Origin of the sequence: Streptomyces sp. SDT5-1 (assembly GCF_052245995.1) — a bacterium.
In the GTDB taxonomy this organism is placed as follows: Bacteria; Actinomycetota; Actinomycetes; order Streptomycetales; family Streptomycetaceae; genus Streptomyces.
The window spans coordinates 2,798,465-2,824,280 of sequence record NZ_CM125963.1 but is presented as its reverse complement, the minus strand read 5'-3'; the positions used below and the strand labels follow the sequence as shown (position 1 = coordinate 2,824,280).

The window sequence follows — 25,816 nt, the reverse complement described above, 5'->3', positions numbered from 1 at the left end:
ACCTGGAGTGGCGGTCGAGCGGAGGTGCCGGCGATGGCGGACGTACGACGAGGCGCGCGGGGCGTCCGGGCGGTGGGCGCGGCGCTGTGCGTGGCGGCCCTCGCCCTGACCGCCGCCGGCTGCGGCGACGACGGCGACACCCCCTCCGGCGTGGCGTCGAAGGCCGCGTCGAAGGCGTCGGACGTGGTGGCGTCGGCGACCGCGGAGGCGCAGAAGAAGTTCGACGAGTTCAAGGACGGCGTCGACGCCAAGGGCGACGTCGAGGTCGGCGACGTGAAGGCCGACGGCGACCGCAGCACGGTCCCCGTCACCGTCAGCAACGGCGCGTCGGACACCAAGTCGTACATGATCGAGGTCGACTTCAAGAATGGGGACGGCAAGCTCGTCGACACCGCCGTGCTCAAGGTCGACGACGTGAAGGGCGGCGACTCCAAGAAGGCCACCGCCCGCAGCACCCACTCCCTCGACGGCGACATCACCGCCGAGGTCTCCCGCGCCCTGCGCCATTGACCGACGGGGCGCCCCGCCATGAGCAGCCCCGCCGAACGCGCCGCCCAGGGCCGCAGGGCCCGCAAGCACAGCCCCCGCTCCTCGCACGGCCCGTGGATCCCCGCCGCCGACCGCCCCGACCCCGTCGTCACCCTGGAACGGCAGGGCGCCGACCGGCTCCCCGACCTGCTGCCGATCCGCTACGGACGGATGGCGGCGAGCCCCTTCGCGTTCCTGCGCGGCGCCGCCGCCGTGATGGCGGGCGACCTCGCGGCCGTCCCGCACACCGGACTCACCGTCCAACTCTGCGGCGACGCGCACCTGTTGAACTTCGGCCTGTTCGCCGCGCCGGACCGCGCCCTCCTCTTCGACCTCGACGACTTCGACGAGACGTACCCGGGCCCCTTCGAGTGGGACGTCAAACGGCTCGCCGCCTCCATAGCCGTCGCCGCCCGCGACAACGGCCACTCCGACAAGCAGGCCCACCGCGCCGCCCGCACGGCCGTCACCGCGTACCGCACGAACATGCGCAGGCTCGCGGGGCTCGGCGAACTCGCCGTCTGGTACGAGCGCATCGACGCCCACGCGCTGCTCCCGCTCATCCGCTCGTCCCGCTCCCGCCACCGCGCCGAGAACACCCTCGCCCAGGCCACCCGGCGCACCAGCCTGCACGCCCTCGCCAAGCTCACCGAGACCACCCCCGACGGCCGCCGCCGCATCGCCCACGACCCGCCGCTCCTCGAACCGGCCGGGATCTCCGACGCCGCGGCCGTCCGCAAGATGTTCGGCGACTACCGCTCCACGCTCGCCGAGGAACGCCGCCGCCTGCTCGACCGCTACCGCTTCGTCGACGCCGCCCGCAAGGTCGTCGGCGTCGGCAGCGTCGGCACCCGCTGCTTCATCGTGCTGCTCGCGGGCCGCGACGCCGACGACCCGCTCTTCCTCCAGATCAAGGAGGCCGGCCGGTCCGTCGTCGAGGAGCACGTCCCGTACCACGGCCCGTACATCCACCCCGGCCACCGCGTCGTGTCCGGCCAGCGCCTGCTCCAGGCGGCGGGCGACATCTTCCTCGGCTGGATGACGGGGCCGCAGGGCCGCTCCTTCTACTGGCGCCAACTGCGCGACATGAAGGGCTCAGCCGACGTCACCACCATGCCGCCCGACGAACTCCTCGCCTACGCCCGCCTCTGCGGCACCGCCCTCGCCCGCGCGCACGCCCGCTCCGGCGACCGCATCGCCATCGCCGCCTACCTCGGCGGCAAGGACGGCTTCGACCGGGCCGTCGCCGCGTTCGCCCTGCACTACGCCGACCGGACCCTCGACGACCACCGGGCGCTGCGCAGAGCCATCGCCTCCGGCGTCCTGACCGCCGCGCCGGGTGCGTGAGCGACGGCTCCGTCCGCCGCCCCAGTCGACGACAATGACCGGACCCGGCACCCCACTCCCGAGGGAGACGCCATGCCGCACCCCGCGCCCCCGGACAGCTACGCCGTCGTCGCGGTCGCCGCGTCCGCAGGCGGCATCCACGCCCTGGCCACGCTGCTCGGCGGACTCGACGCCGACTTCCCCGTCCCGGTCCTCGTCGTCCAGCACCTGGACCCCCGGCACCGCACCGTCCTCGCCGAGATCCTCGACCGCCGCACGGATCTGGGCGTCAAGCTCGCCGAGCAGGACGAGACGGCCCGCCCCGGCACCGCCCACATCGCCCCGCCCGACCGCCACCTCCTCGTGGGATCCGACGGCACCCTCACCCTGACCCGCAGCGAACTCGTGCACTTCCTGCGCCCCTCCGCCGACCTGCTCTTCGAGTCCGTCGCCGGGGCGTACGACGAGCGCACCATCGCCATCGTCCTGAGCGGCACGGGAAGCGACGGGGCCATGGGTGTCGACGCCGTGAAGTCCCGGGGCGGTACCGTGATCGCCCAGGACCCCCGCACCGCGGAATTCAAAGGCATGCCGGAGGCGGCCGTGGGTACGGGGGCGGTGGACTTCGTGCTACCTCTGGAAGAAATCCCCGCGGTCCTCCGCGGACTTGTCGGCAGCAAGAGGCAGTAGGTAGGCAAAGACGATGAGCGAGGCGCCGCGCGATGTGGAGACCGACGAGGAGCTGGAGGAGCTGCTCCGGTTCCTCAGGGACGCCCGCGGATTCGACTTCACCGGGTACAAGCGCTCGTCCCTGGGCCGCCGCATCCGCAAGCGCATGACCGACGTCGGCATCGATTCGTACGCCGACTACCGGGACCAGCTCGAGACGAACGCCGACGAGTTCAGCGCCCTCTTCAACACCATCCTGATCAACGTCACCTCCGTCTTCCGCGACGCCGACGCCTGGACGTACCTCCAGCGCGAGGTCATCCCCGAGATCCTCGCCCAGCTCGGCCCCGAGGAGGACATCAGGGTGTGGAGCGCGGGCTGCTCAAGCGGCGAGGAGGCGTACTCCCTCGCCATCATGTTCGCGGAGGCCCTCGGCCTCCAGGAGGCACTCAACCGCGTCAAGATCTACGGCACCGACGTCGACGACGAGGCGCTGCGCGACGCCCGCTCGGGCCTCTACCCGGCCAAGACCCTGGAGCCGCTCTCCCCGGAGCTGCGCGAGAAGTACTTCGAGCAGAACGGCTCGCAGTACAGCTTCCGCTCCGACCTGCGCCGCCGCGTCATCTTCGGCCGCCACGACATCACCCGCGACGCCCCCATCTCCCGTCTCGACCTGCTGCTCTGCCGCAACACCCTGATGTACTTCAACGTCGAGGCGCAGACCCAGATCGTCGACCGGTTCCACTTCGCGCTGCGCCAGGGCGGCTTCCTCTTCCTCGGCAAGGCCGAGATGCTGCTCAACGACGCCGACCGCTTCGACGTCATCAGCATGCGCCAGCGCATCTTCCGCCGCCGCCCCGGCGACGCGCAGGCCCCCTACCAGCCGGCCCCGGTCAAGCTGCGCGCCAACATCGGCGGCGAGATGCAGAACATGGCGCGCAACCGGCAGCTGCGCGACCTGATCCTGGACGCCTCGCCCGGCGCTGCCGTGGCGGTGGACGCCGAAGGCGTCGTCGTCCTCATCAACCACCACGCCCGCGTCCAGTTCGGACTGACCTCGAGCGACATCGGGCGGCCCTTCCAGGACCTGGAGATCTCCTACCGGCCGGTCGAGCTGCGCTCTCTGATCGACCAGGCCACGCACGAGCGCCGCTCCCTGCGGGTGAACGGCGCCGAGCGCAGGGTCGGCGACGACGTCCAGTTCTACGACATCCTGGTCCAGCCCCTCGTGGGCGCGGGCGGCATGCCCGCCGCCACCAACATCACGTTCACCGACGTCACCGTGGCCACCCAGCTCAAGGCCGAGGTCAAGCGCGTACGCGAGGACCTGGAGACGGCGTACGAGGAACTCCAGTCCACGAACGAGGAGTTGGAGACGACCAACGAGGAACTCCAGTCCTCCATCGAGGAGTTGGAGACCACCAACGAGGAACTCCAGTCCACGAACGAGGAACTGGAGACGACCAACGAGGAGCTCCAGTCGGGGAACGAGGAACTGGAGACCATGAACGAGGAGATGCGGATCCGCAGCGAGGAGCTGGACGAGACCCGCGCCTTCCTCGAGGGCGTGCTCACCTCCATCGCCGCGGCCGTCGTCGTCCTCGACAAGGACCTCAGGGTCAAGAGCTGGAACCGGGGAGCCGCCGACCTGTGGGGCCTGCGCCAGGACGAGGTCCTGAACGAGGCGTTCTTCGGACTCGACTTCGGGCTGCCCACCAAGGAGCTGCGGGAGGCTGTGGAGGCGTGCATCAGGGACCGTAAGCGGGGCGCCCCCGTGGTGATCGCCGCGGTGAACCGGCTCGGCCGCAGCATCAGCTGCACCGTGCAGTGCAGCCCGTTCGACGGACACCGCGGCGGAGTCGTCCTGTTGATGGAAGAAGGCCGGAGCGACGGCGCGGCCTGACCCGGCGGGCGTACGCTGAGAGACATGGAACCCAGGGGCCGGTCGCCGTCGCCGGAACAGGCGGCAGCCGCCTGGCAGCGCTCGGTGAGTGCGCAGGAGCGTGCCGACCGGGAGTTCCGCCTCGCGGAAAGGTACGAGGACCTCGCGGCGTACTCGGGCGACGACACCCACGTCAGGCTGGCGGCGCTGCACCGGTCCACCGCCACGCGCCATCAGATCGCGGCGCAACTGCTCGCGGGGCACGCCCGACGCGCGTCCGACTCGGTGCGGTCGGGCGGACTGTCACCGCTGTTCATGACCGGCGTCGCCGAGGCCTGCGGCTTCGACAGTGTCGCCGTCACCCTCGTCGACTCCCAGCGCAATCAGCTGGCGACCGCCTCCTCCGACCAGCCGGCCCGTGCGGCGCAGGATCTCGAGTACGTGCTCGGCGAGGGCCCCGCCCACGACTCGGTGCGGGACCTCGCCCCCGTCACGGCGGCCGGGGCGGACGTCGGCGAACGCTGGCCCGGCTTCGGCCCGGCCTTCGAGGAGCTCGGATTCGGCCAGGTGGTCGCCGTACCGCTGCGGACGGCCGAGGCCTGCATCGGCGCCCTCGCCGTCTTCACCCCCGTGTCCGAGACCGCGTCCACCCCGATCGTCAGCAATGTGGCCGCCGCGCTGACCCGCACCGTGTTCCTCGGCCAGGACGCGGTACTCGACCTGTTCGGCGACGTCGACCACCGGGCCGAGGTCCATCAGGCGGCCGGAATGGTGGCCGTCCAGCTCGGCTGTCGCGTCGTGGACGCACTGGAACTGGTCAAAGCACGGTCCTTCGCCGACGGGCGTCCCCTCGGGGACATCGCCCGCGATATCGTCGAGGGCCATCTGAAACTCGGTTGAGAGGTCTCCACCGTGGCGTTGCAGGAGCAGGAAGTCGCGGCGTTCTTCGCCCGGTTGTCCGCGGACGCCGCCCGGGAGCCGAGCGACGTGGGCGCGTTGCTGGCCACCCTCGCGCGCGGCGGCCGCAGTCTGTTCGGCGCGAGCGGGGCGAAGGTCGACTACGCGCCCGACGTCCGCACCCCGGTGCGGTGCGGCGGTACGGATCCGCAGTTGCGCGCCCTGGCCGACGCGGGGGTCCACTGGCAGGAGGGGCCGGGGCACGACGCCCGTACCACCGGCTGTGCCCTCATCGACGTGGACATCACTGCGCCGGCCGCCCACGAGCGCTGGCCGCGCTGGACGCCGCGCGCCAGGGCCCTCGGCCACGGCCGGATCACCGCGCTGCCGCTGCGCGCGGGGGAGAGGGCGACCGGGGCGCTCGTGCTGTTCTGCACACCCGGGAGCACCCTGGACGAGGAGGCCCTCGCCATGGCGCGCATCTTCACGGAGACAGCGGGGCACACGCTCGCGCTCCAGCACGAGCTGAGCGCCTCACGCGTGCTGACGGGCCAGCTGGAGCACGCTCTGTCCAGCCGGATCGTGGTCGAACAGGCCAAGGGCATGCTCGCGGCCCGCCGGGGCCTCTCCCTCGACGAGGCCTTCAACGCCCTGCGCGGCTACGCGCGCTCGCACCAGCGCAAGCTGGCGGACGTGGCCCGCGAGGTCACGGAGGGCGGCCTGGAGCTGCCCGCCTGACCTCGCTTCGGCCGCGTGGGGGTTACGCGGAGGCCTGGGCCTTCGCCTGGCCCTCCTGAAGCATCTCGCGCAGGGCCTCCTCGTCGTCGTTGCTCAGCGAGGTCTGCACCAGCTGGCCGCCGTACGTGGCGATCTCGGGCACGACCTTGTCCTTCGCGGCCTGCTTCACGAGGACGAACAGCGCGGCGGCGCCGGGCCGCAGGTTCTGGCTGAGCTCCTTCATGAAGTTGTCGTTGATGCCGGTGTCCGTGACGGCCCCGCCCGCGGCGCCCGCGGCGGCGCCTACGGCGGCACCCAGGAACGGCACGAGGAAGAGCATGCCGATGACGCTGCCCCACAGCGCGCCGCCCGTGGCACCCATCGCCGTGTGGTTCACGGCCTGGTGGAGCTTGATCTTCCCGTCGCCCTCACGGCGCTCGACGACGACGATGTCCTCGAGCTCGACGAGGTGCTCCTTCGACATCTCGAGAAGCCGCTCGCGGACCTGGTTGGCGGTGGCGAGATCGTTGTAGGCGACGACGAACAGATTGCTCATGGCGGCACTCCTCCGAGACGGGAAAGCGTGTGCGATCTGCCCGAGTTTAAGTCGTTTGCCCGCATTGTGCCCGGCGAGCCCCACCCACCCCGCACACGCCGAGGGCCCGGCCTCCCTGTCGGGAGACCGGGCCCTCGGTCACGAGCGCGTCCGGGTGTACGGGACGGCTTAGATGTCGAAGTACAGCTCGAACTCGTGCGGGTGCGGGCGCAGCTGGATCGGGGCGATCTCGTTCGTGCGCTTGTAGTCGATCCACGTCTCGATCAGGTCGGACGTGAAGACGCCGCCGGCCTGCAGGTACTCGTTGTCCGCCTCGAGGGCGTCGAGGACCGCGGGGAGCGAGGTCGGGACCTGCTGGACGTTGGCGTGCTCCTCGGGAGCAAGCTCGTACAGGTCCTTGTCGATCGGCTCGGCCGGCTCGATCTTGTTCTTGACGCCGTCGAGGCCCGCCATGAGCAGCGCCGAGAAGGCGAGGTACGGGTTCGAGGACGGGTCCGGAGCGCGGAACTCGACGCGCTTGGCCTTCGGGTTCGAGCCCGTGATCGGGATGCGCATGGCGGCGGAGCGGTTGCGCTGCGAGTACACCATGTTGACCGGCGCCTCGAAGCCCGGGACCAGGCGGTGGTACGAGTTCACCGTCGGGTTCGTGAAGGCGAGCAGCGACGGGGCGTGCTTGAGGATGCCGCCGATGTAGTAGCGGGCGGTGTCCGACAGGCCCGCGTAGCCCTGCTCGTCGTAGAAGAGCGGCTCGCCGCCCTGCCACAGCGACTGGTGGACGTGCATGCCCGAACCGTTGTCACCGAAGATCGGCTTCGGCATGAAGGTCGCGGTCTTGCCGTTGCGCCACGCGACGTTCTTCACGATGTACTTGAAGAGCATCAGGTCGTCGGCCGCGGCGAGCAGCGTGTTGAACTTGTAGTTGATCTCCGCCTGGCCGGCCGTGCCGACCTCGTGGTGCTGGCGCTCGACCTTGAGGCCCTGGCGGTCCAGCTCGAGGGAGATCTCGGCGCGCAGGTCGGCGAAGTGGTCGACCGGCGGGGCCGGGAAGTAGCCGCCCTTGTAGCGCACCTTGTAGCCGCGGTTGTTCTCGACGGCGCCGGTGTTCCAGGCGCCCGCCTCGGAGTCGATCTCGTAGACCGACTTGTTGGCGGACGTCTCGAAGCGCACCGAGTCGAAGACGTAGAACTCGGCCTCGGGGCCGAAGAACGCGGTGTCGGCGATGCCGGTGGAGGCGAGGTACGCCTCGGCCTTCTTCGCCACGTTCCGCGGGTCACGGCTGTACTGCTCGCCCGTGATCGGGTCGTGGATGAAGAAGTTGACGTTCAGCGTCTTGTCGCGGCGGAACGGGTCCACGCGGGCGGTGGAGAGGTCCGCGCGCAGCGCCATGTCGGACTCGTGGATGGCCTGGAAGCCGCGGATCGACGAGCCGTCGAAGGCCAGCTCCTCCGTCGGGTCGAACGCCTCGGCCGGAACCGTGAAGTGCTGCATCACGCCCGGCAGGTCGCAGAAGCGAACGTCTACGAACTTGACGTCCTCGTCCGCGAGGAATTTCTTGGCGTCATCGGCGTTCTGGAACATCCAACTCCTCCTACTCCCACACCCTGGGGAGGGGCGGGGTTGCAGCTCGGTTCTGCACGACGATATGCAGGCGTGATTTCTCAAGCATGACCCATTTGTTTCGCCCAAGTTAACCGGAGCGGGGGCCGGGACGGGGCCAGGGGCGCGGCGCAGTACCGTTGATGCGTGGACAACAGGGAAGCAATGGGATCGTGGCTGTCCGGGCCCCGCGAGGCCATGGAACGGGCCGGGGCCGACTTCGGCTACCGCGGTGAACAGCTCGGTCTGCCCGAGCACGGGCCGGGCTCCATCGCCCGCCCGGGGCGCCGCATCGGGGCCATCGCCGTCGACTGGGCGCTGTGCATGCTGATTGCGTACGGCCTGCTCACGCACGGCTACAACCAGGCGACGGGGAACTGGGCGCTGCTCATCTTCTTCGTCCTGAGCGTGCTCACGGTCGGCACCATCGGCTGCACCCCCGGCAAGCGCCTCTTCGGCCTGCGGGTCGTCTCCGAGGCGGGCGGCCGCATCGGCCCCGGCCGGGTCCTGGTCCGCACGGTCCTGCTCTGCGTCGCGATCCCGGCTCTCATCTGGGACCGCGACGGCCGCGGCCTCCACGACCGCCTCGCGAAGTCGGTCGAGGTCCGCATCTAGGCACTGGGGGCGCGGGCGCGCAGCGAGCCGTACACACATGAGGCGGGCCGGAACCCTCGGGTTCCGGCCCGCCTCATTGACGTGGCAACAGCGGAGCGTCACCGCATGCGGCCGCCGCCCTTCGGCATCTTCATGCCCTTGGGCATCGGGCCCTTCGGCAGCGGCATGTTCGACATGAGGTCGCCCATGGCCTTCAGCCGGTCGTTCGTCGCGGTCACCTGGGGACCGGTCAGCACGCGCGGCAGCTTCAGCATGGTGGTGCGGAGCTTCTTCAGCGGAACCGTTCCCTCGGGACCCTGGCTCGTGCCCACCACGAAGTCGTGCACCGGGACGTCCGCCACGATGCGCGCCATCTTCTTCTTCTCGGCCGCGAGGAGCGACTTCACCCGGTTCGGGTTGCCCTCCGCGACGAGCACGATGCCGGCCTTGCCGACCGCGCGGTGCACCACGTCCTGGCTGCGGTTCATCGCGACCGCGGGGGTCGTCGTCCAGCCACGTCCGATGTTGTCGAGCACGGCCGCCGCCGCGCCGGGCTGTCCCTCCATCTGCCCGAAGGCCGCCTTCTCGGCCCGGCGCCCGAAGATGATCGCCATCGCGAGGAAAGCGAGCAGGAGGCCGAGAATTCCGAGGTAGATGGGGTGACCGATCAAGAAGCCGATCGCGAGGAAGACACCAAGGGTGACGATTCCCACAGCCGCGAGTACAAGACCGATCTTGGGATCGACCCTGCGGGTCATCTTGTAGGTCTGGGCGATCTGCTTGAGTCGCCCGGTGTTAGCAGCGTCCGCTGCAGTTTCCTTCCTCGCCATGTCTTGAAGTCTACGTGGCCGGGGAGGCGGGAAGAACCCGCATCGGGTTCCGGTTCGTTCAGAGGTTCGCTCAGCCCTGAGAGACGGCCTCCAGGACGCGCTGGGCCTCGACGCGATCCTTGGCGCGGCGGCGGTCCTCCAGGACGGACGTCCAGGCGTTGCGGCGGGCGGTGCGCTGGCCGCCGCTCATGAGCAGCGACTCGACGGCGCGCAGCGCGTCGGTGACGGTCGGGATGGCGGTGGCGCGGACGGGCGCGGCCTGCATGGTCGGGGTCCCCCCTAGAAGGCTGATCACGGCAGTGGCACGGGATGTACGGGGCGTGATTCCAGAGTCACTGATTGGTGTTACCAGGGCGTGACCGGACGGTCAAACACCCATGAAGCCCCGATGCGCGGGTCCTGAACGAGGAAGCGGCCCCGGTCGTCCCTCTCATCTGCGGGGACGGCCGGGGCCGCGTCATACCGGCCACTACCGGTCAGTAATCTCTTGTGCGCGAATTCACACGGCCTGCGTGGCGCTGAACGAGCCGCGCTTCTCCTTGGCCATCTGGAAGAGGCGGCCCGCACGGTACGAGGAGCGGACCAGCGGGCCCGACATGACACCGGAGAAACCGATCTGCTCGGCCTCGTCCTTCAGCTCCACGAACTCCTGCGGCTTCACCCAGCGCTCCACCGGGTGGTGGCGCACGGACGGGCGCAGGTACTGCGTGATGGTGACCAGCTCGCAGCCGGCGTCGTGCAGCTGGCGCAGCGCCTCGCTGATCTCCTCACGGGTCTCGCCCATGCCGAGGATCAGGTTCGACTTGGTGACGAGGCCGAAGTCGCGGGCTTCGGTGATGACCTTCAGCGAGCGCTCGTAGCGGAAGCCCGGACGGATCCGCTTGAAGATCCGCGGAACCGTCTCGACGTTGTGCGCGAAGACCTCGGGGCGGGAGGAGAAGACCTCGGCCAGCTGCTCCGGGTTCGCGTTGAAGTCCGGGGCGAGGAGCTCGACCTTGGTGCGGCCCTCGGGCCGGTTCGTGGTCTGGCGGTGGATCTGGCGGACCGTCTCCGCGTACAGCCAGGCGCCGCCGTCCTCCAGGTCGTCGCGGGCGACGCCGGTGATCGTGGCGTAGTTCAGGTCCATCGTGACGACGGACTCGCCGACGCGGCGCGGCTCGTCACGGTCCAGCGGCTCCGGCTTGCCCGTGTCGATCTGGCAGAAGTCGCAGCGCCGGGTGCACTGGTCGCCGCCGATGAGGAACGTGGCCTCGCGGTCCTCCCAGCACTCGTAGATGTTGGGACAGCCCGCCTCCTGGCAGACCGTGTGCAAGCCCTCGGACTTCACGAGGTTCTGCATCTTGGTGTATTCGGGACCCATTTTCGCCCGGGTCTTGATCCACTCGGGCTTGCGCTCGATGGGGGTCTGGCTGTTGCGGACCTCCAGGCGCAGCATCTTGCGTCCGTCGGGTGCGACTGCGGACACGACCGGCTCCCTAAAGCTTTGATTCCTCGGCGTACATCAGGGTACGCCCGTGATGTTCATGGCCCTCACGGGTGGCCAACCGGTGGCCTGCGGGGTGCATTCCCCGTACGGGCTAGACCGAGGCCTTCTCGACCACGCGCGGCTTCAGGTCCGCGTTCCCCAGGACGTCCTGCAGATGCTTCTCCGCGATCGGCAGCACCTCGTCCATGGTGACCTCGCGCCCCAGCTCGTACGAGAGCGAGGTCACGCCCGCGTCGCGGATGCCGCACGGGATGATCTTGTCGAAGTTCGAGGTGTCCGGATTCACGTTCAGCGCGAAGCCGTGCATCGTGACGCCCTTGGCGACGCGGATGCCCATCGCGCAGATCTTCCGGTCCTCGTGCCGCTGGCCCGCGTTCGACGGCGCGTACTCGGGGCCGACGAGCCGGTGGTCGAACTCCTCGTCCTCACTGCTCAGCCGCGGGTTGAAGTCGAGCGAGAGCCCGCCGAGGTTCGTCCGCTGCTCGATGGGGTCACCGAGCACCCACACCCCGGCCCGGCCCTCCACGCGCGCGGCCTCGATGCCGAACTCGGCACAGACCGCGATCATCGCGTCCTCAAGGCGGCGCAGATGCGCGACCACGTCCACGGGGCGCGGGAGCTTCTGGATCGGGTAGCCGACGAGCTGCCCGGGACCGTGCCAGGTGATCTTGCCGCCGCGGTCCACGTCGATGACCGGGGTACCGTCCAGCGGGCGCTCCTCGGGGGAGGTGCGGCGGCCCGCCGTGTAGACCGGCGGGTGCTCGAGCAGCAGACAGGTGTCCGGCACCTCGTCCGCGAACCGGGCGGCGTGCACCCGGCGCTGCTCGTCCCAGGCGACCTGGTAATCGACCATGTCCGCACCGAAACCCATGCGGACGAACCGGAACTCACTCACGGCAAGTGCCTCCCTAAGAACCTTCACCGTGCATATAGCGCGCCCGGAGCAACTGTACGGCTCCGGGGTGACGCCGCCGCCGTCCACCCCTTACGCGGTTTGTCACACGATCGGATGAAGGAGGGGTTCGGCTCGGCTGATTGGGGGACGCCGTGTGCGCTCCGTGATAATTTCGGCGCCGTCCGTGAGCGGGAACCGGTCACGGCACACGCCGTTCCATTAAGGAGCCGCGACCAAAGGGGGGCAGTCCATGGCCCCCCTTTATCGCTTCCCAGGGCCCGGAAGGCAATCGCACAGCATGACGGAACGACCTCCGCAGCGCACCCCGAACCGCCAGCTCGCCGCGCTCATCGCGGAGGCCGGGTTCTCCAACGCGGGCCTCGCGCGCCGCGTGGACCAGCTCGGGCTCGAGCACGGGCTCGACCTGCGGTACGACAAGACATCCGTGACCCGGTGGCTGCGGGGGCAGCAGCCCAGAGGGACCACGCCCGCGCTGATCGCCGAGGTCTTCACGCGCCGCCTCGGCCGCCGGCTCTCCGCACAGGACCTCGGGCTCGACGCGTGCGCGCCGGTGTACGCGGGCCTGGAGTTCGCGGGCTCGCCCGAGGAGGCCGTCGACATCGTCAGCGGCCTGTGGCGCAAGGACTCCGGCAGCCACGCCGAACTCCGCAAGATCGCGTTCACCCCGGCCGGACTCGTGGTGCCCAGCCGCGACTGGCTGATCGGGCGGGCCGACGACCGGGTCGCGCACGGGGAGCAGCCGCAGCGGGTGCCCGTACAGGGACGGGCCGCGGGCGCGACCGTCGAGGCGGCCGTCGCCTCCGTGCCGCGCCAGCGCGGGCAGACCGAGCGCGGCCCGGGTCACCGGGTCACGAGCGGTGACATCGCGGCGCTGCGCTCCGTCGGCGAACTCTTCCGCGCCCTCGACCACGCGTACGGGGGCGGGCACGCGCGGCAGGCCCTCGTGCGGTACCTGGAGCACGAGGCGGAACCCATGCTGCGCGGGGCGTACGGGGAGCAGCACGGGCGGCGCCTGTTCAGCGCCGTCGCCGACCTCACCCGGCTCGCGGGCTGGACCTCGTACGACATCGGGGCGCACGGCCTCGCGCAGCGGTACTTCGTACAGGCGCTGCGGCTCTCGCAGGCGGCCGGGGACCGGATGTACGGGTCGTACGTGCTGGTCACCATGAGCCGGCAGGCCGTCTACCTCGGGCACGGGCGGGAAGCGGTGCAGCTCGCGCGGGTGGCGCAGCAGGGGGTGGGCGCGGCGGCGCCGCCCACCGTGCAGGCGCTGCTGCACGCCGTCGAGGCGCGTGGGCACGGGGTGCTGGGCGAGGTGCGGGCGTGCACGGCGTCCCTCGTGCGGGCCGAGCGGGCGCTCGGGGCGGTGCGGCCCGGGGACGAGGTGCCGCCGTGGGCGCGGTTCTTCGACGAGGCGCAGCTGGCGGACGAGTTCGGGCACTGCCACCGGGATCTTCAGCAGTACCGGGCGGCGGCGCAGCACGCGGAGCGGTCCCTGCAGCTGCGGTCACCGGGCTTCGCGCGCAGCCGCCTCTTCTGCCGGGTGGTCCTGGCGTCGGCACGACTCGGCCTCGGCGAACTCGACACCGCGTGTGCGATCGGGGCGGAGGCGGCGGTGGCGGCGGCGGAGATGAGGTCGGTGCGGGCGCACGAGTACGTCCGCGACTTCGAGCGCCGCCTGGAGCCGTACCGCGACGCGGGGCCCGTCCGGGGGTACCGGGAGCGGGTGGCGGCACTGGGGTGAGGTTGCGGTGGGGCGGCTGAGCGTGTGACGTCGGCGGGCCGCCCTCCTGGCCTACCCACCCCTACGCCTCGGGGCTCCGCCCCGGTCCCCGCTGCTCCATCGCCGCAGGGGCTCGATGTACCTGCCGCACCGTCCCCACCAGGTACCCCGCCGCCTGGCCCTTTGGCTCCGCCGCCCAATCTCCCACCCACCCGCCCCCTCCAGGGGCGTAGGCCCCGCGGGGTGCCGCAACCTAATGCAGTCGCCCGCGCCCCGGGAGACGGCTCGCCGCAGCAGGGGCCGTTCGCACAACCTGCCGCCGCCTCCCGACCTGGCATGGCCGACCGCCCCTGGTGAGAGGCGATTCTCGCCGGGGCGCCCCGCCACCCGTTGCGATCGCGCCTCGGCCCGCCTTGGGGCCGCTGCCGCCGCCCAATGTCCCGCCCACCGCCCCCCTCCGGGGGCGTAGGCCCCGCGGGGTGCCGCAACCCACTGCGGTCGTCCGCACCCGTCCCGGCGGCTCGCTGCCGTTGCGGTTGTCTGCAAGACCGCCTTGGGCGGCCTGTTACTGACACGCCTCCCTACCTGGCACGGCCGACTGCCCCGCCGCGAGGCGGCTCTCGCTGGGGCGCCTCGCCCCCGTTGCGGTCACCCCCACCCGTCTCGGGCCGCCCGCCGCCCGAGAACCCGCCGGCCTTCACGGGGGTGCCGCAACGGCTGCGGATGGCCGCAACAACCCGCCTCCGGCAAGCGTCGCCAACACGGCTCTCCTTACCTGTTGCGGCAGACCGTGCCACGCCCCGGGCAGGCGGCCGCCGGAACGGCTTCCCGACCGTCAGTGGAGCCCAGGACGGCAGGGCGGGTGCCGTGCAACTGGGACGGCAGGCGTCGACCCTGGTGAAGTTCAGGGTCGCGGTGCCGCGCGCCGATGCGAGCCCCAGCCGACGGGCCGAGCCTCCGGAGGGGGCGGGTGGGTGGGAGATGGGTGGGTGCCGGGGCCCGGGTGGGCAGGGTGACAGGGCGCTCCGGTGCGGGGCGCCGAGCGGACTGGCGCGGGGGAGTCGAGCGGCTCGGCTCGGGGCGGCTGGGTGCCTTGGCTCGGGGGTGCCGGGGGCCTCGGCTCCCCCGGGCAACAGGCCGTAGGTGGCGGGGGACCGGCGGAGCGGGCGGGTGGGGCCCGGAGGGTGGGGGCGCCCGCCCCCGGAATGGGCCACGGAGGCGGGCGCGGTCGAGGGGGTCAGGCCGCGTTCGGGAGGGCGTGCGGCGACGTGGGGGTGGAGACGCCCAGGTCCCTCAGGAGTGCCCGGGTCGCCCGGCGGGCCGAGTGGAGGGCGCCCTGCACCGTGCTGGTGTCCCGGTGGTCCCCGCACACGTAGAGGCCGTCGAGGAGCCGCACCGGACGGCGCGGGTCGTGCGGGGGTCGCATCGCCGGGACGGCGTGGGCGTCGTGACGTACGGACAGGGTCTCCCACCCCGCCGTCGACGTCCCGTAGAGGACACCGAGGTGGGCGCGGAGTTCGCGGTCCGTGGGCGGCGGTCCGAGGATCGTCGAGGAGACCAGGGAACGGCCCGCGGGGGCGCGGCTCGGGTCGACCTGACTGATCACCGACGTGTGGGCGACCGGCCCGCCACGGTCGGCGTCGAGCAGCAACGCGGGCTCCGCCAGCGGTGGTTCGGGCACGGCGTGGTGCACCACCGTCACCTCGTGGAAGTCGGGGAGGCGCAGTCCGGGAAGGAGCGCCGCCGCCTCGTGCGCCCCGGTCGCCAACACCACGGCCCGGCACGGGATTTCGCCGAGTTCGGCGGTGGTGACGGACGTCGTGGCGATCGCCGTCACCCGTACGCCGGTCTGCACCGTCCCCGCCGGGAGCCCCGCCGCGAGGAGCTCCGGCAGCGCGTCCGCCCCGCCCTCCGGCACGGCGAGCCGGCCGGCGGCGTACGCGTGCAGGGCCAGGTCGGCGCAGCGGCTGGAGGTCGTCAGGTCCGGGTCGCAGAGCAGGGCCGAGAGCAGGGGGCGTACGAAACCGTGGAGGGTGGCGGGCGGTATCCCGCGGTCCAGCAGGGCCTGGTGGGCGGGGAGTTCGGGGCGGGTGAGGAGGCGGGGCGGCGAGGTCGAGGCGATGCGTGCCAGTGCCGCGCCGAGGCGGGCGTGGTCGAGCGGGGTGCCGAGGGTGGGGCGCGTACCGCGCGGAGCTCTGGGGGCGCTCGCCATGGCGCGCGCCGCACTGAGTGCGCCCCTTGTGCGCCGGGGGCCGCCGGGTTCGCCGGCCCGGTGGCGTCGGCCGCCGCTGTGCACGAGCGCGCCGGGGGAGTAGGGGCGCAGAACGAGGGGCGCGAGGGCGGGCGTGCGGCGCAGTTCGGGGTACGCGGTGCACAGCGGCCGGCCGGTCCGGTCGAGGCGGAAGCCGTCGACCTTCTCGGTGGTCATGCGGCCGCCGATGCCCGTGGCGGCCTCCAGGACCAGGGGGCGCAGGCCCGCCCTGGTCAGGTGCTGGGCCGCCGCGAGTCCCGCGACTCCGGCGCCCACGACGACGATGGCTCCCGATGGTGTGTCTGCGGGGTCGAGCACGGTGTGCCTCCGGCGAGTCGGTGGCTGGCGTCCGGGGGCCTCATGCCCTCAACGCGCCTTCGGGATACCTGAGTTCGGCCTCAGGGAACTCGAGACTAGGCCCGCCCACCGCCCCGGTCAGTCGCGCGCGGGGGCGGCACGGAGGCACACCGGTCGCACACCCCGCGAAGGGTCTACCCGACCAGATGCCGCAACCCCCTCGCCGCCAACGCGGACGGCGAACCCGGCCCCGACGTGGGGGAGTCGGTCGTGGACCAGAGCTCCAGGGCCACACGGATCGCGTCCGTGGCGGCCGCAGCCGTGAGGCGGGTTTCCAGGGGGTCCGCCCCGGGGCCCGTCAAGTCGGCGATCACCGGGAGCAGTTGCTCTTCCGACTCCTGGTTCACGCGGTACCAGACCGCCCGCAGCGCCGGGTCCTCCTGGGCCGCCCGCAGCAGCGTCCGCGTGCCGTGCAGGGCCTCCTCCGCCGCCGCGTCCTGCGGCGAGAGGGAGGTCACCGCGGCCGCTTCGAGGGCCTGGAGGAGGGGCGTGCCCGGTTCCGTCGCGGCCAGCAGCTCGCGCCAGCGGGCGCCGCCGGAGGCGAGGAGCGGGCCGACGGCGTCCTGCTTGTTGCGGAAGTAGCGGTAGAAGGTGCGCAGCGCGACCCCCGCGCCGCGCGCGATCTCCTCGGCCGTGGTGCCGTCGGGCCCCTTCTCGGTGAACAGCTCCATCGCCGCGCGGGCGATGTCGAGCTGGGTCGCCGCCTTGCGGCGTTCGGTGAGCGACGGCTGCGAAGGCGACGAAGAGGGCGTTCTGGACTCGTTCACCCGACGTAGCGTAGCCGCACCGGGAATGAATTGGCACGGAACGCCGTTATGGCAAAACGTGCCACCGAAGCGTACGGTGAGCAGCGTGCGAGGACGCACACAGGAACGTGAGGAGACGCCATGAACCACCTGAACCGTTACGAGGGGCGCCGCGCGCTGGTCACCGGTGGTGGCTCCGGCATCGGCCAGGCCACCGTGCTGCGCATGCTGGCGGAGGGCGGCCGCGTCGTCGCCGCCGACGTCAGCGAGGCCGGCCTGAAGGACACCGTCGCCAAGGCCGGCGCCGCCGCCGAGCGCCTCACCACGGTCGTCGTGAACATCGCCGACGAGGCCTCCGTGCGCGACGCCGTCGCCGCCGCCGTGCAGACGCTCGGCGGGCTCGACGTGCTCGTCAACGCCGCCGGCATCCTGCGCTCCTCGCACACCGAGAAGACCACGCTCGCCGAGTTCAACCAGGTGATCGCGGTGAACCTCACCGGCACCTTCCTGATGATCCGCGAGGCGATACCCGCCCTGCTCCAGGGCGACGGCCCCGCCGTCGTCAACTTCAGCTCGACGTCCGCGATGTTCGCCCACCCGTACATGGCGGCGTACGCGGCGAGCAAGGGCGGCATCCAGTCCATGACGCACGCGCTGGCCGCCGAGTACAGCAAGCAGGGCATCCGGTTCACCGCCGTGCAGCCCGGCTCGATCTCGTCCGGCATGACCGACGGTTCGGGCGAGAGCAAGCAGAGCCAGGGCCCCGGTCTGCCGGAGGACACCGACTGGAGCCTGTTCACGAAGCTGGCGCCCGGTCTCGGCGACGGGTTCGCCGGGCCCGAGTCCGTGGCCGGCGTCGTCGCGATGCTCGCCTCGGACGACGGCAAGTTCATCACCGGTACGGAGATCCGTATCGATGGCGGCACGCACTACTGAGCCGCGGGAACCACCCTGAAGCGGTGCCGGTACGCCGTCGGTGTCGTGTCGAGCCGGCGGCGGAACGCCCGCACCAGGGTGTCCGTCGTGCCGAAGCCGCACGCGGAGGCGATCCGGTCGAGCGTGTCGTCGCCGGACTCGAGGAGCTGGCGGGCCCGCTCGACGCGCGCCGACTCCACGTACGCGCTCGGGGTCGTGCCCAGTTCGGACTTGAAGATCCGGGTGAGCTGGCGCTCGCTGACGTGGGCGTGCGCGGCGAGCTCCGCGACCGTGAGCGGCGCCGCGAGGTTCCGGGTGATGTGCTGGCGCAGGTCGTCGACGCGCCGGGTCGTGGCGGCCTGCGCCAGCGGCACGCTGAACTGGCTCTGGCCGCTCGGCCGCTTCAGGTACATCACCAGCTGCCGCGCCACCCGCAGCGCCGTCCGCTCGCCGAGGTCGTCCGCGACCAGCGCGAGCGACAGGTCGAGGCAGGAGCTGATGCCCGCCCCCGTCCAGATGTCTCCCTCACGGATGAAGATCGGGTCGGGGTCGACGTCGATCTCCGGGTGCTCCTCGGCCAGCTGGCGCGCGGTCGACCAGTGCGTGGTCGCCCGCTTCCCGTCGAGCAGTCCGGCCGCCGCCAGCAGATGTGCCCCGACGCAGACCGACGCCACCCGCCGCGCCCGCCCCGCGAGCGTCCGCACCCGGTCGACCACGGCGGGCTCCGCGAGCGCCCGCACCCCGCGCTCCGCGTCGGCCTCCACCGACCCCGGCACCAGGAGCGTGTCGATGGACAGGCGGGCCGCGTCGTCGAAGGTGACGTCGGGCAGCACGCGTACGCCCGCCGATGTCGTGACCGGGTCCAGGGTCTCGGCCGCGAGCAGCACCCGGTAGTCGGCGTCGCCCTCGCGTCGGACCAGCGCGAACACCTCGGGCGGGCCCGTGACGTCGAGCGTGTCGACGCCGTCGAACAGGACGATGACGACGAGTCGTTCGGTCGCGTCGGTCGCGCTCACAGGGGCCCCTCTCACGGTGGCATGTCCGGATCTGCATGTTAGGCGTCATTGCCGACATGGCGGCGCCGCTCGTAGCGTTCCAGACATGCCAACAACGACTCTGCGCACCCTCAACGGACTCGACGAGACGCCCGCCTCGCTCGCCGACGCGACGCTGATCCTGGTCGACTACCAGAACACCTACACCCGCGGCGTGATGGAGCTGGAGGGCTGGCGGACCGCCCTCGACAACGCCGCCGAGCTCCTCGCCCGCGCCCGCGCGGCCGGTTCGACGGTCGTGCACGTCCAGCACGACGGCGGCGAGGGCTCCGCGTACGACGTCCGCGCCGAGATCGGGGCGATCCACCCCGACGTGGCGCCGGTCGAGGGCGAGGCCGTCGTGGTCAAGCCCGCCCCGGACTCCTTCGTCGGCACCGACCTCGGCAAGCTCGTCGACGCCGCGGGCCACAAGGACGTCGTCGTCATCGGCTTCATGTCGCACATGTGCGTGCAGTTCACCGCGCAGGGCGCCTTCCTGCGCGGGAACCGGCCGACCGTCGTCGCCGACGCCTGCGCGACCCGGCCCCTGACCTCGGTCGGCGGCGTCGAGCTGCCCGCCGAGCAGGTGCACCTCGGGGCGATGGCGACGATCACCGACCTGTACGGGGTCGTCGTCCCGACCGGCGCCGACCTCTCCTGAGCCCTACGACTCGACCAGCCGGCCGGTGTCCACCGGGGCCGTCGCCGAAGCCGCCCGCTGCGCGTCGGGCGCCACCTCGTCGGCGGTCAGCACATAGCCCGTCCCGTCGTCCGTCGTGGACCGGGCGAACACCACCCCGTACACCTCGCCGTCGGTGTCCAGGAGCGGGCCGCCGGAGTTGCCGGGCAGGACCGTGGAGCGGATCGAGTAGATGTCGCGGGTGACATTGCCCGAGCCGTAGATGTCCTGCCCGGCCGCCTTGATCGTGTCGTCGACCGTGGCGGCCTGGAGGTCGAGGCCGCCGTCCTGCGGGTAGCCCGCGACCACGGCGGCGTCGCCGCGCGCGGCGGAGTCGTCGAAGCGCAGGGCCGGGGCGTCGAGCCCGGGCACGTAGAGGACCGCGACGTCCTTGTCCGGGTCGAAGAGAACCACCTTCGCCTCGTACGCGCGTCCCGTGCCGCCCACCCGGACCGTCGGGTCGTCGATGCCCGCGACCACGTGCGCGTTCGTCATGACGTGCTGCGACGCGTACACGAAGCCGCTGCCCTCGCGGCCCTGCGTGCCGGACGCGCCCTCCACCTTGACGCTGCTGCGCTGTGCCGCGCTGGTGGCCCTCGCCGTCACGTTGTCACCCGACGGCTCGGCCACCTCGGCGGGCGGCTCGCTCGCGAACGGGTCGAAGACCTGCGGGAAGCCCGCCGACGTGAGCGCGCCCGTGGCCTGCGAGAACCAGGAGGGCGTCGTCGACGGCATGGTGTCCTGCACGGCCCCGAGGACCGTCGAATTGCGGATCGCCTGGTTGAGGACCGTCGAGGAGGAGGCGACCAGGACGCTGCCCGCGACCCACGCCACCACCAGGACGGCCAGCGCGCTCGCCGCGCCGCCGCCCACCCCGTCGGCCACCCGCAGCGGCCCCGGCGCGTGCGACATGCCGCCGCGCACCCGTGCCGCGAGCAGCCCGGCGAGCCCGTGCCCGGCGACGGCCGGCACGAGAACCGTGAGCACGGCGACGACCGTGGCCGAGGTGGTGCCCGGCGTGACCGTCTCCATCAGGAACGGCAGCAGCCAGACGCCGACGACCGCGCCGCCCACGAACCCGGCCAGCGAGACGCAGCCCGCGAGCAGTCCGCGCCGGTAGCCCGAGACGGCGTGGGCGAGGGCCACCACGACCAGCAGCACGTCGAGCAGGTGGAGGTCCATACCGGTAAGAAACGCCCACCGGACCCCGATGGTTCCGCCACCTGGCCCACTGTGGCTGACCGCACAGGCCGCGCCGGGCGGAGTCTTGGAGGCGTGCGCGTCGTACGAAGACTGGTGTGCTGGCTGCCCGGGGCCGTGGCCCTGGGGCTCCTCGTGGTGTGCGCGGCGGCGGTCGACAGACCGGGACCGCAGCGCTTCGCGGCGACGGCACGCGGCGAGCTGCCGGCCGCCGTGCCCGTGAAGCAGGCCGCGGCGACCCCGGGGCGGACATCGGCCGTGCGCCCCCGGATCGTGCCCCGCTCCCGGTGGCTGAAGGACGCCGACACGTACCACCGCGACCCGATCCGCTACGGCGACCGCGTCGAGGCCGTCTTCCTGCACCACACCGACTCGCCGAACGACTACGACTGCGCGGACGCGCCCCGCATCATCCGCTACCTGTACGCGGGCCAGGCCGGCGGCAAGGAGTGGGACGACATCGGCTACAACTTCCTCGTCGACCGCTGCGGCACCGTCTACGAGGGGCGCGCGGGCGGCACCGACCGTCCCGTGATCGGCGCCCACACCCAGGGCTTCAACCGGAACACGGCGGGGATCGCCGCGATCGGCACGTTCACCGAGGGCACCCCCGTGCCGAAGGAGATGACCGACGCGATCGCCGCCGTCGCCGCCTGGAAGCTGGGCCTGTCCGGGATCGACCCGCGCTCCCACGTCCGCCTCGTGTCCACCAACGACCTCGCCCGCTACCGGACGGGCCAGGCCCACGAGTTCTTCGCCGTGTCCGGGCACCGCGACGGCTACGAGACGTTCTGCCCCGGCCTGGCCCTGATGGGCGAGCTGCCCCGGATCAGGGAGCGCGCCGCCGCGCTCCAGGACCGCGGGTAGCCGCCGTCCGCCTACGCCGGCTTGAGCACGCCGCCGCCCGCCAGCTGGTACTTCTTGCCGCGCAGATCGGGGCTCGACGCCTTGTCGTACGTCACCGTGTGACCGTTGCCCACGATCACGTCGGAGACCTTCGCGCCGTCCGCGAGACCGATGCTCTTGAGCGGCGAGTCGCCCGACACGGACCACTCCGTCTTCGGGCCGAGCGTCAGGGACGCCGCGCCGACGATCTTTCCGTCCAGCTTCGTCGAGCCCGTCAGGTCGAGCGTCGCGGAGCCGCCCTTCGCGACGGCGACGCTGCCCTTCAGCTTCTCGTCGCTCGCCCTGAACGCCGCCTTCCCGCCGTCCGAGACCCGCAGCAGCTTGCCGTCCTTCGTCTGCACGTCCGCGCCGCCGTCCAGCGTGATGTCGGCGTCGGCGCCCTGGACGGAGAAGATGTCGCCGTCGGACGCCTGGAGCGCGCCACCCGTCATCCGGTACGAGGCCCGGCCGTCGCCGCGCAGCACCACGCCGCCCGCCGCGGCGGACGCCCGTACGTCCTTCAGCTTCAGCGAACCCCCGGCCTCCACCGTGAACGCCTCCGAGTTCGCCAGGTCGAACAGCGTCTGCGAGAGGGACACCTCGCCCGCCGTCTGCACGCCGGGCGAACCGCAGCCCGCCGAGGTCATCGTGCCGCCCGACACCGTGACCTTCCCGCCGCCGGGCCCGACGGCCACCGGCGCCGCCTGCGTGCCCGCCGTGTCGATCTCCACGTACGTCAGGTCGAGTTCGCCGCCGTGCGCCGCCGTGACGCCGCGCGCGGAGGAGCCGTGCGTCCTGATGCCGCCCGAGTGCAGCGTGGCCCTCGTGTCCTTGCCGGAGGCGAACACGCCGGTCGAGCCCTTGTCCTGGGTGGACATCCGGCCGCCGGACATCGTGAGGGTGCCGCCGTCGCGGGCGAGCACCGCCGCGTTCAGGCCGTGCCCGTCGGACGCGGTGACGGACGACGTGCCGCCGTGCTTGATGATCTTCGCGTCGCGCGTCGTGAGCTTCCCGGATCCGGAGACGAGCAGCACCGACTTGTCGCGCGAGGTCCGCTTGAACCGCTCCTGGGCCTCCGTCTCCACGGACTTGTCGTCGACCGTGTACCCGGCCCACGCGCGCGGCTTCGCGTCGGGGCCGTGGTCGTCGGCCGGCCGGTCCGTCACACAGCGCGCGCCGGTCGCCGTCGCGGCGGGCGACGCGGCGGGCGGCGGATTGGTCGCCCCGTCGTCGTCGGAACAGGCGGTGAGGACGAGCGGCAGCAGCAGTACGGAGGCGGTGGCCGCGGCACGGCGGTGTCCCTGGCGGCGCGGGAGTCCCGGGTTCTTCATGCGCCTACGTTCACACCTCACGTCCCGCGAGGCACGCCCGGGGTCCGCGTGGCGTCGGGAGAGCGCACGAGCGGGGCGAAGACCAGCAGCGTCAGATCGTCCCGCACGGAGCCCGCGAACCGGAGCACGTCCCGCCACACCGCGTCCGTCAGCGCCGCCGGTTCCTCCGCCGCGAACTGCGGGAGCCGTTCACCGAGCGGATAGAACGCGCCGTCCTTGTTCCGCGCCTCCGTCACCCCGTCCGACACGGCGATCAGCCGGTCACCGGGCCGCAGCTCGACCGTGAGCCGCTGCGGCGGCGCCACCTCCGCGAGGCCCAGCCCCAGCGGCGCACCGGACGGCACGTCGAGTTCGGTCACCCGGCCCTCGCGCAGCAGCAACGGGTGCGGGTGGCCGCAGCTGACGACGTGCACGACGGGCGGCTCACCGGGCTCAGGGTCCGGGAACTCGAGCAGCACCGCCGTCGCGAACAGCTCCGCGTGCTCGTCCTGCGCCGTGTCCACGACGAGCCGCCGGTCCAGACGCGCCGCCACGCCCTCCAGATCCCGCTGGTCGAGCACCGCCTCCCGGAACGCGCCGAGCAGCCCCGCCACCGTGCCGACCGCCGACAGACCGTGCCCCTGTACGTCGCCGACGACGGCCCGTACGCCCGTCGGGCCCTTGCGCACGTCGAAGAGGTCGCCGCCGACCAGGGCGCCGCGGTGCGCCGCCCGGTACAGGCCCGCGCAGCGCACGCCGCCCACCTGCTCCGGCAGCGGCGGGAGCACCGCGAACTGGGCGGCCTCGGCGACCGTGCGCACCGTGACCAACTGCTCGTCCCTGCGGCTGCGGACCCACGCGATGACGACGCTGAGCACGGCGACGAAGGTCACGGTCAGCACGTCGCTGTTGCCCGGCCGCCCGAACCCGATCCGCGGCAGGTTCAGGAGCAGCACCACGCAGCCGCCGAACAGCGCGGTGACGGCGGGACCGTACGTCAGGGCCGCGAGCGGCGGGATGGCCCCGAGCAGGAACGCCAGCTCGAACCGGTGCCGCGTCACGGCCTGCAGCGTGTACAACGCCACGAGAAGCACCACGGGCAGCCACCGCACCCACCGCGGCGGCGGGGCCCCACGCAGCCAGGCACGCTGCGACTCGTCCGTACGACGCGCGACGGGCCAGGACATCCGGTCCTGCCTCCCTTCGCGCGACAGCGGTGTCACTTCAGCCTGCTATGACTCGCCACCCGTCGCACGCCGTGACAGGACCGCCTCGCGCTACAGCGCCCGACCCATCAGCACGTCGTCCACGTACGCGCCGTCGAGGCGGAACTCCTCGGGCAGCACGCCCTCGACGACGAAGCCCTCCGCCTCGTACAGCCTCCTTGCCGGGGTGTTGTGGCCGAGGACGCGCAGGGTGATGCGGCGCGCGCCCTGCCGCCGCGCCAGCTCGACCGCGGCCCGCACCAGGGCCCGGCCGACGCCGCGTCCGCGGGCCTCGTCGGAGACGGCGAGCCCCATGATCTGGCGGACGTGCGCGTTCGACTCCAGTGGTGTGGGCAGGCCCAGGCGGACGTAGCCGACGAGCCGGCCGTCGAGCTCCGCGACGAGGTGGTCGCGCGGGCCGAACCGTTCGTTGAAGAACGGCGCGGGCTCCGGTGCGAGCGGCTTCACCGCGTGCAGATGCGACCAGGTGTCCCGGTCGATGCGGTCGAGCGCGGCGCCGTCCTCGGCCACGGCGGAACGTATGCGGGGCTCCGAGCCCTCGGGGGCTGACATGCGGGCGACTGTACGACGGGCAGGATGGGCGTATGACACGTTTCGCGGTGGCGGGTGCGTCCGGACTCATCGGGTCGGCCCTCGTCCGATCCCTGACCGACGACGGGCACGACGTGGTGCGCCTGGTGCGGCGTGAGCCGCGGGCGGCGGACGAGGCGCGGTGGGACCCGAAGGAGGGGTACGTCGACACGGCGCGGCTGGCCGGGTGCGAGGGCGTCGTGAATCTCGCCGGGGCCGGGGTCGGGGACCACCGGTGGACGGCGGCGTACAAGCGGGAGATCCGGGACAGCCGGGTGCGCGGCACCGACACGCTCGCGCGGGCCGCGGCCTCCCTCGACACCCCGCCGCGCGTCTTCCTCAACGGCAGCGCGGTCGGCTACTACGGCGACACCGGCGCCCGCACCGTCGACGAGACGGCACCCGCCGGTGACGGGTTCCTGCCGTCGGTGTGCGTCGAGTGGGAGGCCGCGGCGGCGCCCGCGCACCAGGCGGGCATCCGCACGGTGTTCGCGCGCACGGGGCTCGTCGTGGCCCGCGGCGGGGGAGCGTGGGGCAAGCTCTTCCCGCTGTTCAAGGCGGGGCTCGGCGGGCGCATGGGGGACGGGCGGCAGTACTGGTCGTTCATCGCGCTCACCGACCACGTGGCGGCGCTGCGGCACCTGCTCGACGCGGACGACGTGGCGGGGCCCGTCAACCTGACGGCGCCGCAGCCCGCGACGAACCGTGAGGTGACGGCCGCGATGGGGCGGGTGCTGCGGAGGCCCACGCTGCTTCCGGTTCCCGCCGCAGCGCTGAAGGTGGTCCTGGGCGAGATGGCGGGGGACGTGCTCGGGTCGACCCGAGCCGTGCCCACGCGGCTGCTGGAGTCCGGCTTCGAGTTCGCCCACCCGGGAGTGGACCAGGCGATCCGGGCGGCCTGAGCTACGATCCGGGCGGCCTGA

At 72.4% G+C, this 25,816-nt stretch carries 25 protein-coding genes; 12 read left to right on the top strand and 13 right to left on the bottom strand.

Annotated elements, in window-relative coordinates; all coding sequences use genetic code 11:
• Nucleotides 1–33: 33 nt before the first annotated feature.
• The 6 genes from ACTWJ8_RS13185 to ACTWJ8_RS13160 all read left to right on the top strand — a co-directional run bounded on the left by ACTWJ8_RS13185 (nucleotide 34) and on the right by ACTWJ8_RS13160 (nucleotide 6,040).
• The gene (locus ACTWJ8_RS13185) at nucleotides 34–510 is read left to right on the top strand and encodes a hypothetical protein (protein ID WP_356377854.1); all 477 of its coding nucleotides are present in this window, start codon (nucleotides 34–36) and stop codon (nucleotides 508–510) included.
• Between the two features lie 18 nt (nucleotides 511–528).
• The gene (locus ACTWJ8_RS13180) at nucleotides 529–1,875 is read left to right on the top strand and encodes a DUF2252 domain-containing protein (RefSeq protein ID WP_443263892.1); all 1,347 of its coding nucleotides are present in this window, start codon (nucleotides 529–531) and stop codon (nucleotides 1,873–1,875) included.
• A 72-nt stretch (nucleotides 1,876–1,947) separates the two neighbouring features.
• A complete protein-coding gene (locus tag ACTWJ8_RS13175; protein ID WP_443263891.1) occupies nucleotides 1,948–2,544 on the top strand; it encodes a chemotaxis protein CheB in 597 nt (198 codons plus the stop codon).
• Between the two features lie 13 nt (nucleotides 2,545–2,557).
• Nucleotides 2,558–4,426: a CheR family methyltransferase gene (locus ACTWJ8_RS13170; RefSeq protein ID WP_443263890.1), complete on the top strand. Its 1,869-nt coding sequence runs from the start codon at nucleotides 2,558–2,560 to the stop codon at nucleotides 4,424–4,426.
• A 24-nt stretch (nucleotides 4,427–4,450) separates the two neighbouring features.
• The gene (locus ACTWJ8_RS13165) at nucleotides 4,451–5,305 is read left to right on the top strand and encodes an ANTAR domain-containing protein (protein ID WP_356377864.1); all 855 of its coding nucleotides are present in this window, start codon (nucleotides 4,451–4,453) and stop codon (nucleotides 5,303–5,305) included.
• A 12-nt stretch (nucleotides 5,306–5,317) separates the two neighbouring features.
• A complete protein-coding gene (locus tag ACTWJ8_RS13160; RefSeq protein WP_443263889.1) occupies nucleotides 5,318–6,040 on the top strand; it encodes an ANTAR domain-containing protein in 723 nt (240 codons plus the stop codon).
• Nucleotides 6,041–6,062: 22 nt separating this feature from the next.
• Here the strand turns inward: ACTWJ8_RS13160 and ACTWJ8_RS13155 are convergent, their stop codons facing one another.
• Both ACTWJ8_RS13155 and glnA read right to left on the bottom strand, forming a co-directional pair.
• Entirely contained in the window at nucleotides 6,063–6,575 is a 513-nt protein-coding gene (locus ACTWJ8_RS13155) for a DUF1269 domain-containing protein (RefSeq protein ID WP_356377870.1), read from the bottom strand.
• 168 nt (nucleotides 6,576–6,743) lie between these two features.
• On the bottom strand, nucleotides 6,744–8,153 hold the full coding sequence (gene glnA / locus ACTWJ8_RS13150; protein WP_356377872.1) for a type I glutamate--ammonia ligase: 1,410 nt from the start codon (nucleotides 8,151–8,153) through the stop codon (nucleotides 6,744–6,746).
• A gap of 165 nt (nucleotides 8,154–8,318) precedes the next feature.
• On the opposite strand from glnA, the gene ACTWJ8_RS13145 reads away from it, so the two are divergent.
• Nucleotides 8,319–8,786 carry an RDD family protein gene (locus ACTWJ8_RS13145; protein ID WP_356377875.1) on the top strand — a complete coding sequence of 156 codons (468 nt, stop codon included), beginning with the start codon at nucleotides 8,319–8,321 and terminating at the stop codon, nucleotides 8,784–8,786.
• Between the two features lie 98 nt (nucleotides 8,787–8,884).
• Here ACTWJ8_RS13145 and ACTWJ8_RS13140 read toward each other — a convergent pair whose 3' ends face one another.
• From ACTWJ8_RS13140 to lipB, 4 genes are all read right to left on the bottom strand, one after another.
• A complete protein-coding gene (locus ACTWJ8_RS13140) occupies nucleotides 8,885–9,595 on the bottom strand; it encodes a DUF4191 domain-containing protein (protein WP_356388611.1) in 711 nt (236 codons plus the stop codon).
• A 70-nt stretch (nucleotides 9,596–9,665) separates the two neighbouring features.
• Nucleotides 9,666–9,860 (bottom strand): SCO2195 family GlnR-regulated protein, encoded by a 195-nt coding sequence (locus tag ACTWJ8_RS13135; protein WP_356388613.1) that lies wholly within the window; start codon nucleotides 9,858–9,860, stop codon nucleotides 9,666–9,668.
• Nucleotides 9,861–10,094: 234 nt separating this feature from the next.
• Nucleotides 10,095–11,060, bottom strand: a complete 966-nt coding sequence (lipA, locus tag ACTWJ8_RS13130; protein ID WP_356388615.1) for a lipoyl synthase — start codon at nucleotides 11,058–11,060, stop codon at nucleotides 10,095–10,097.
• A gap of 112 nt (nucleotides 11,061–11,172) precedes the next feature.
• Complete coding sequence (gene lipB / locus ACTWJ8_RS13125; protein ID WP_356388617.1) at nucleotides 11,173–11,976, bottom strand: lipoyl(octanoyl) transferase LipB; 804 nt, start codon at nucleotides 11,974–11,976, stop codon at nucleotides 11,173–11,175.
• Nucleotides 11,977–12,274: 298 nt separating this feature from the next.
• On the opposite strand from lipB, the gene ACTWJ8_RS13120 reads away from it, so the two are divergent.
• Entirely contained in the window at nucleotides 12,275–13,741 is a 1,467-nt protein-coding gene (locus tag ACTWJ8_RS13120) for a regulator (RefSeq protein ID WP_443263888.1), read from the top strand.
• 1,216 nt (nucleotides 13,742–14,957) lie between these two features.
• Here the strand turns inward: ACTWJ8_RS13120 and ACTWJ8_RS13115 are convergent.
• Both ACTWJ8_RS13115 and ACTWJ8_RS13110 read right to left on the bottom strand, forming a co-directional pair.
• Nucleotides 14,958–16,289 (bottom strand): NAD(P)/FAD-dependent oxidoreductase, encoded by a 1,332-nt coding sequence (locus ACTWJ8_RS13115; RefSeq protein WP_356388621.1) that lies wholly within the window; start codon nucleotides 16,287–16,289, stop codon nucleotides 14,958–14,960.
• A gap of 173 nt (nucleotides 16,290–16,462) precedes the next feature.
• Nucleotides 16,463–17,095: a TetR family transcriptional regulator gene (locus ACTWJ8_RS13110; RefSeq protein ID WP_443263887.1), complete on the bottom strand. Its 633-nt coding sequence runs from the start codon at nucleotides 17,093–17,095 to the stop codon at nucleotides 16,463–16,465.
• Nucleotides 17,096–17,215: 120 nt separating this feature from the next.
• On the opposite strand from ACTWJ8_RS13110, the gene ACTWJ8_RS13105 reads away from it, so the two are divergent.
• Nucleotides 17,216–18,010 carry an SDR family NAD(P)-dependent oxidoreductase gene (locus tag ACTWJ8_RS13105; RefSeq protein WP_356388625.1) on the top strand — a complete coding sequence of 265 codons (795 nt, stop codon included), beginning with the start codon at nucleotides 17,216–17,218 and terminating at the stop codon, nucleotides 18,008–18,010.
• Here ACTWJ8_RS13105 and ACTWJ8_RS13100 read toward each other — a convergent pair.
• On the bottom strand, nucleotides 18,004–19,005 hold the full coding sequence (locus ACTWJ8_RS13100) for a GlxA family transcriptional regulator (RefSeq protein WP_443263886.1): 1,002 nt from the start codon (nucleotides 19,003–19,005) through the stop codon (nucleotides 18,004–18,006). The two genes, ACTWJ8_RS13105 and ACTWJ8_RS13100, sit on opposite strands and share 7 nt — an antisense overlap.
• An 85-nt stretch (nucleotides 19,006–19,090) precedes the next feature.
• Here ACTWJ8_RS13100 and ACTWJ8_RS13095 point away from each other — a divergent pair, with 85 nt between their 5' ends.
• A complete protein-coding gene (locus ACTWJ8_RS13095; protein WP_443263885.1) occupies nucleotides 19,091–19,684 on the top strand; it encodes a cysteine hydrolase family protein in 594 nt (197 codons plus the stop codon).
• Between the two features lie 3 nt (nucleotides 19,685–19,687).
• On the opposite strand, the gene ACTWJ8_RS13090 is transcribed toward ACTWJ8_RS13095, so the two are convergent.
• Complete coding sequence (locus ACTWJ8_RS13090; protein WP_356388631.1) at nucleotides 19,688–20,884, bottom strand: MarP family serine protease; 1,197 nt, start codon at nucleotides 20,882–20,884, stop codon at nucleotides 19,688–19,690.
• A 93-nt stretch (nucleotides 20,885–20,977) separates the two neighbouring features.
• On the opposite strand from ACTWJ8_RS13090, the gene ACTWJ8_RS13085 reads away from it, so the two are divergent.
• Nucleotides 20,978–21,769: a peptidoglycan recognition protein family protein gene (locus ACTWJ8_RS13085; protein WP_356388633.1), complete on the top strand. Its 792-nt coding sequence runs from the start codon at nucleotides 20,978–20,980 to the stop codon at nucleotides 21,767–21,769.
• Nucleotides 21,770–21,780: 11 nt separating this feature from the next.
• Here the strand turns inward: ACTWJ8_RS13085 and ACTWJ8_RS13080 are convergent, their stop codons facing one another.
• The 3 genes from ACTWJ8_RS13080 to ACTWJ8_RS13070 form a co-directional block, all read right to left on the bottom strand.
• Entirely contained in the window at nucleotides 21,781–23,118 is a 1,338-nt protein-coding gene (locus ACTWJ8_RS13080; RefSeq protein ID WP_443263884.1) for a hypothetical protein, read from the bottom strand.
• Between the two features lie 17 nt (nucleotides 23,119–23,135).
• Nucleotides 23,136–24,284: a PP2C family protein-serine/threonine phosphatase gene (locus ACTWJ8_RS13075; protein WP_356388637.1), complete on the bottom strand. Its 1,149-nt coding sequence runs from the start codon at nucleotides 24,282–24,284 to the stop codon at nucleotides 23,136–23,138.
• Nucleotides 24,285–24,374: 90 nt separating this feature from the next.
• Nucleotides 24,375–24,875, bottom strand: coding sequence for a GNAT family N-acetyltransferase (locus ACTWJ8_RS13070; RefSeq protein ID WP_356388639.1), 501 nt, complete (start codon nucleotides 24,873–24,875; stop codon nucleotides 24,375–24,377).
• 32 nt (nucleotides 24,876–24,907) lie between these two features.
• Between ACTWJ8_RS13070 and ACTWJ8_RS13065 the strand changes: the two genes are divergently transcribed.
• Complete coding sequence (locus ACTWJ8_RS13065) at nucleotides 24,908–25,795, top strand: TIGR01777 family oxidoreductase (protein ID WP_443263883.1); 888 nt, start codon at nucleotides 24,908–24,910, stop codon at nucleotides 25,793–25,795.
• The last annotated feature ends 21 nt before the right edge of the window (nucleotides 25,796–25,816 follow it).

Coding starts and splice junctions, on each gene's coding strand:
- ACTWJ8_RS13155 (WP_356377870.1), bottom strand. CDS start 6,575: ATGAGCAATCTGTTCGTCGTCGCCTACAACGATCTCGCCACCGCCAAC.
- ACTWJ8_RS13185 (WP_356377854.1), top strand. CDS start 34: ATGGCGGACGTACGACGAGGCGCGCGGGGCGTCCGGGCGGTGGGCGCG.
- ACTWJ8_RS13165 (WP_356377864.1), top strand. CDS start 4,451: ATGGAACCCAGGGGCCGGTCGCCGTCGCCGGAACAGGCGGCAGCCGCC.
- ACTWJ8_RS13175 (WP_443263891.1), top strand. CDS start 1,948: ATGCCGCACCCCGCGCCCCCGGACAGCTACGCCGTCGTCGCGGTCGCC.
- ACTWJ8_RS13090 (WP_356388631.1), bottom strand. CDS start 20,884: ATGGACCTCCACCTGCTCGACGTGCTGCTGGTCGTGGTGGCCCTCGCC.
- ACTWJ8_RS13070 (WP_356388639.1), bottom strand. CDS start 24,875: ATGTCAGCCCCCGAGGGCTCGGAGCCCCGCATACGTTCCGCCGTGGCC.
- ACTWJ8_RS13080 (WP_443263884.1), bottom strand. CDS start 23,118: ATGAAGAACCCGGGACTCCCGCGCCGCCAGGGACACCGCCGTGCCGCG.
- ACTWJ8_RS13065 (WP_443263883.1), top strand. CDS start 24,908: ATGACACGTTTCGCGGTGGCGGGTGCGTCCGGACTCATCGGGTCGGCC.
- ACTWJ8_RS13170 (WP_443263890.1), top strand. CDS start 2,558: ATGAGCGAGGCGCCGCGCGATGTGGAGACCGACGAGGAGCTGGAGGAG.
- ACTWJ8_RS13140 (WP_356388611.1), bottom strand. CDS start 9,595: ATGGCGAGGAAGGAAACTGCAGCGGACGCTGCTAACACCGGGCGACTC.
- ACTWJ8_RS13095 (WP_443263885.1), top strand. CDS start 19,091: ATGCCAACAACGACTCTGCGCACCCTCAACGGACTCGACGAGACGCCC.
- glnA (WP_356377872.1), bottom strand. CDS start 8,153: ATGTTCCAGAACGCCGATGACGCCAAGAAATTCCTCGCGGACGAGGAC.
- ACTWJ8_RS13105 (WP_356388625.1), top strand. CDS start 17,216: ATGAACCACCTGAACCGTTACGAGGGGCGCCGCGCGCTGGTCACCGGT.
- ACTWJ8_RS13075 (WP_356388637.1), bottom strand. CDS start 24,284: ATGTCCTGGCCCGTCGCGCGTCGTACGGACGAGTCGCAGCGTGCCTGG.
- ACTWJ8_RS13120 (WP_443263888.1), top strand. CDS start 12,275: ATGACGGAACGACCTCCGCAGCGCACCCCGAACCGCCAGCTCGCCGCG.
- ACTWJ8_RS13135 (WP_356388613.1), bottom strand. CDS start 9,860: ATGCAGGCCGCGCCCGTCCGCGCCACCGCCATCCCGACCGTCACCGAC.
- ACTWJ8_RS13180 (WP_443263892.1), top strand. CDS start 529: ATGAGCAGCCCCGCCGAACGCGCCGCCCAGGGCCGCAGGGCCCGCAAG.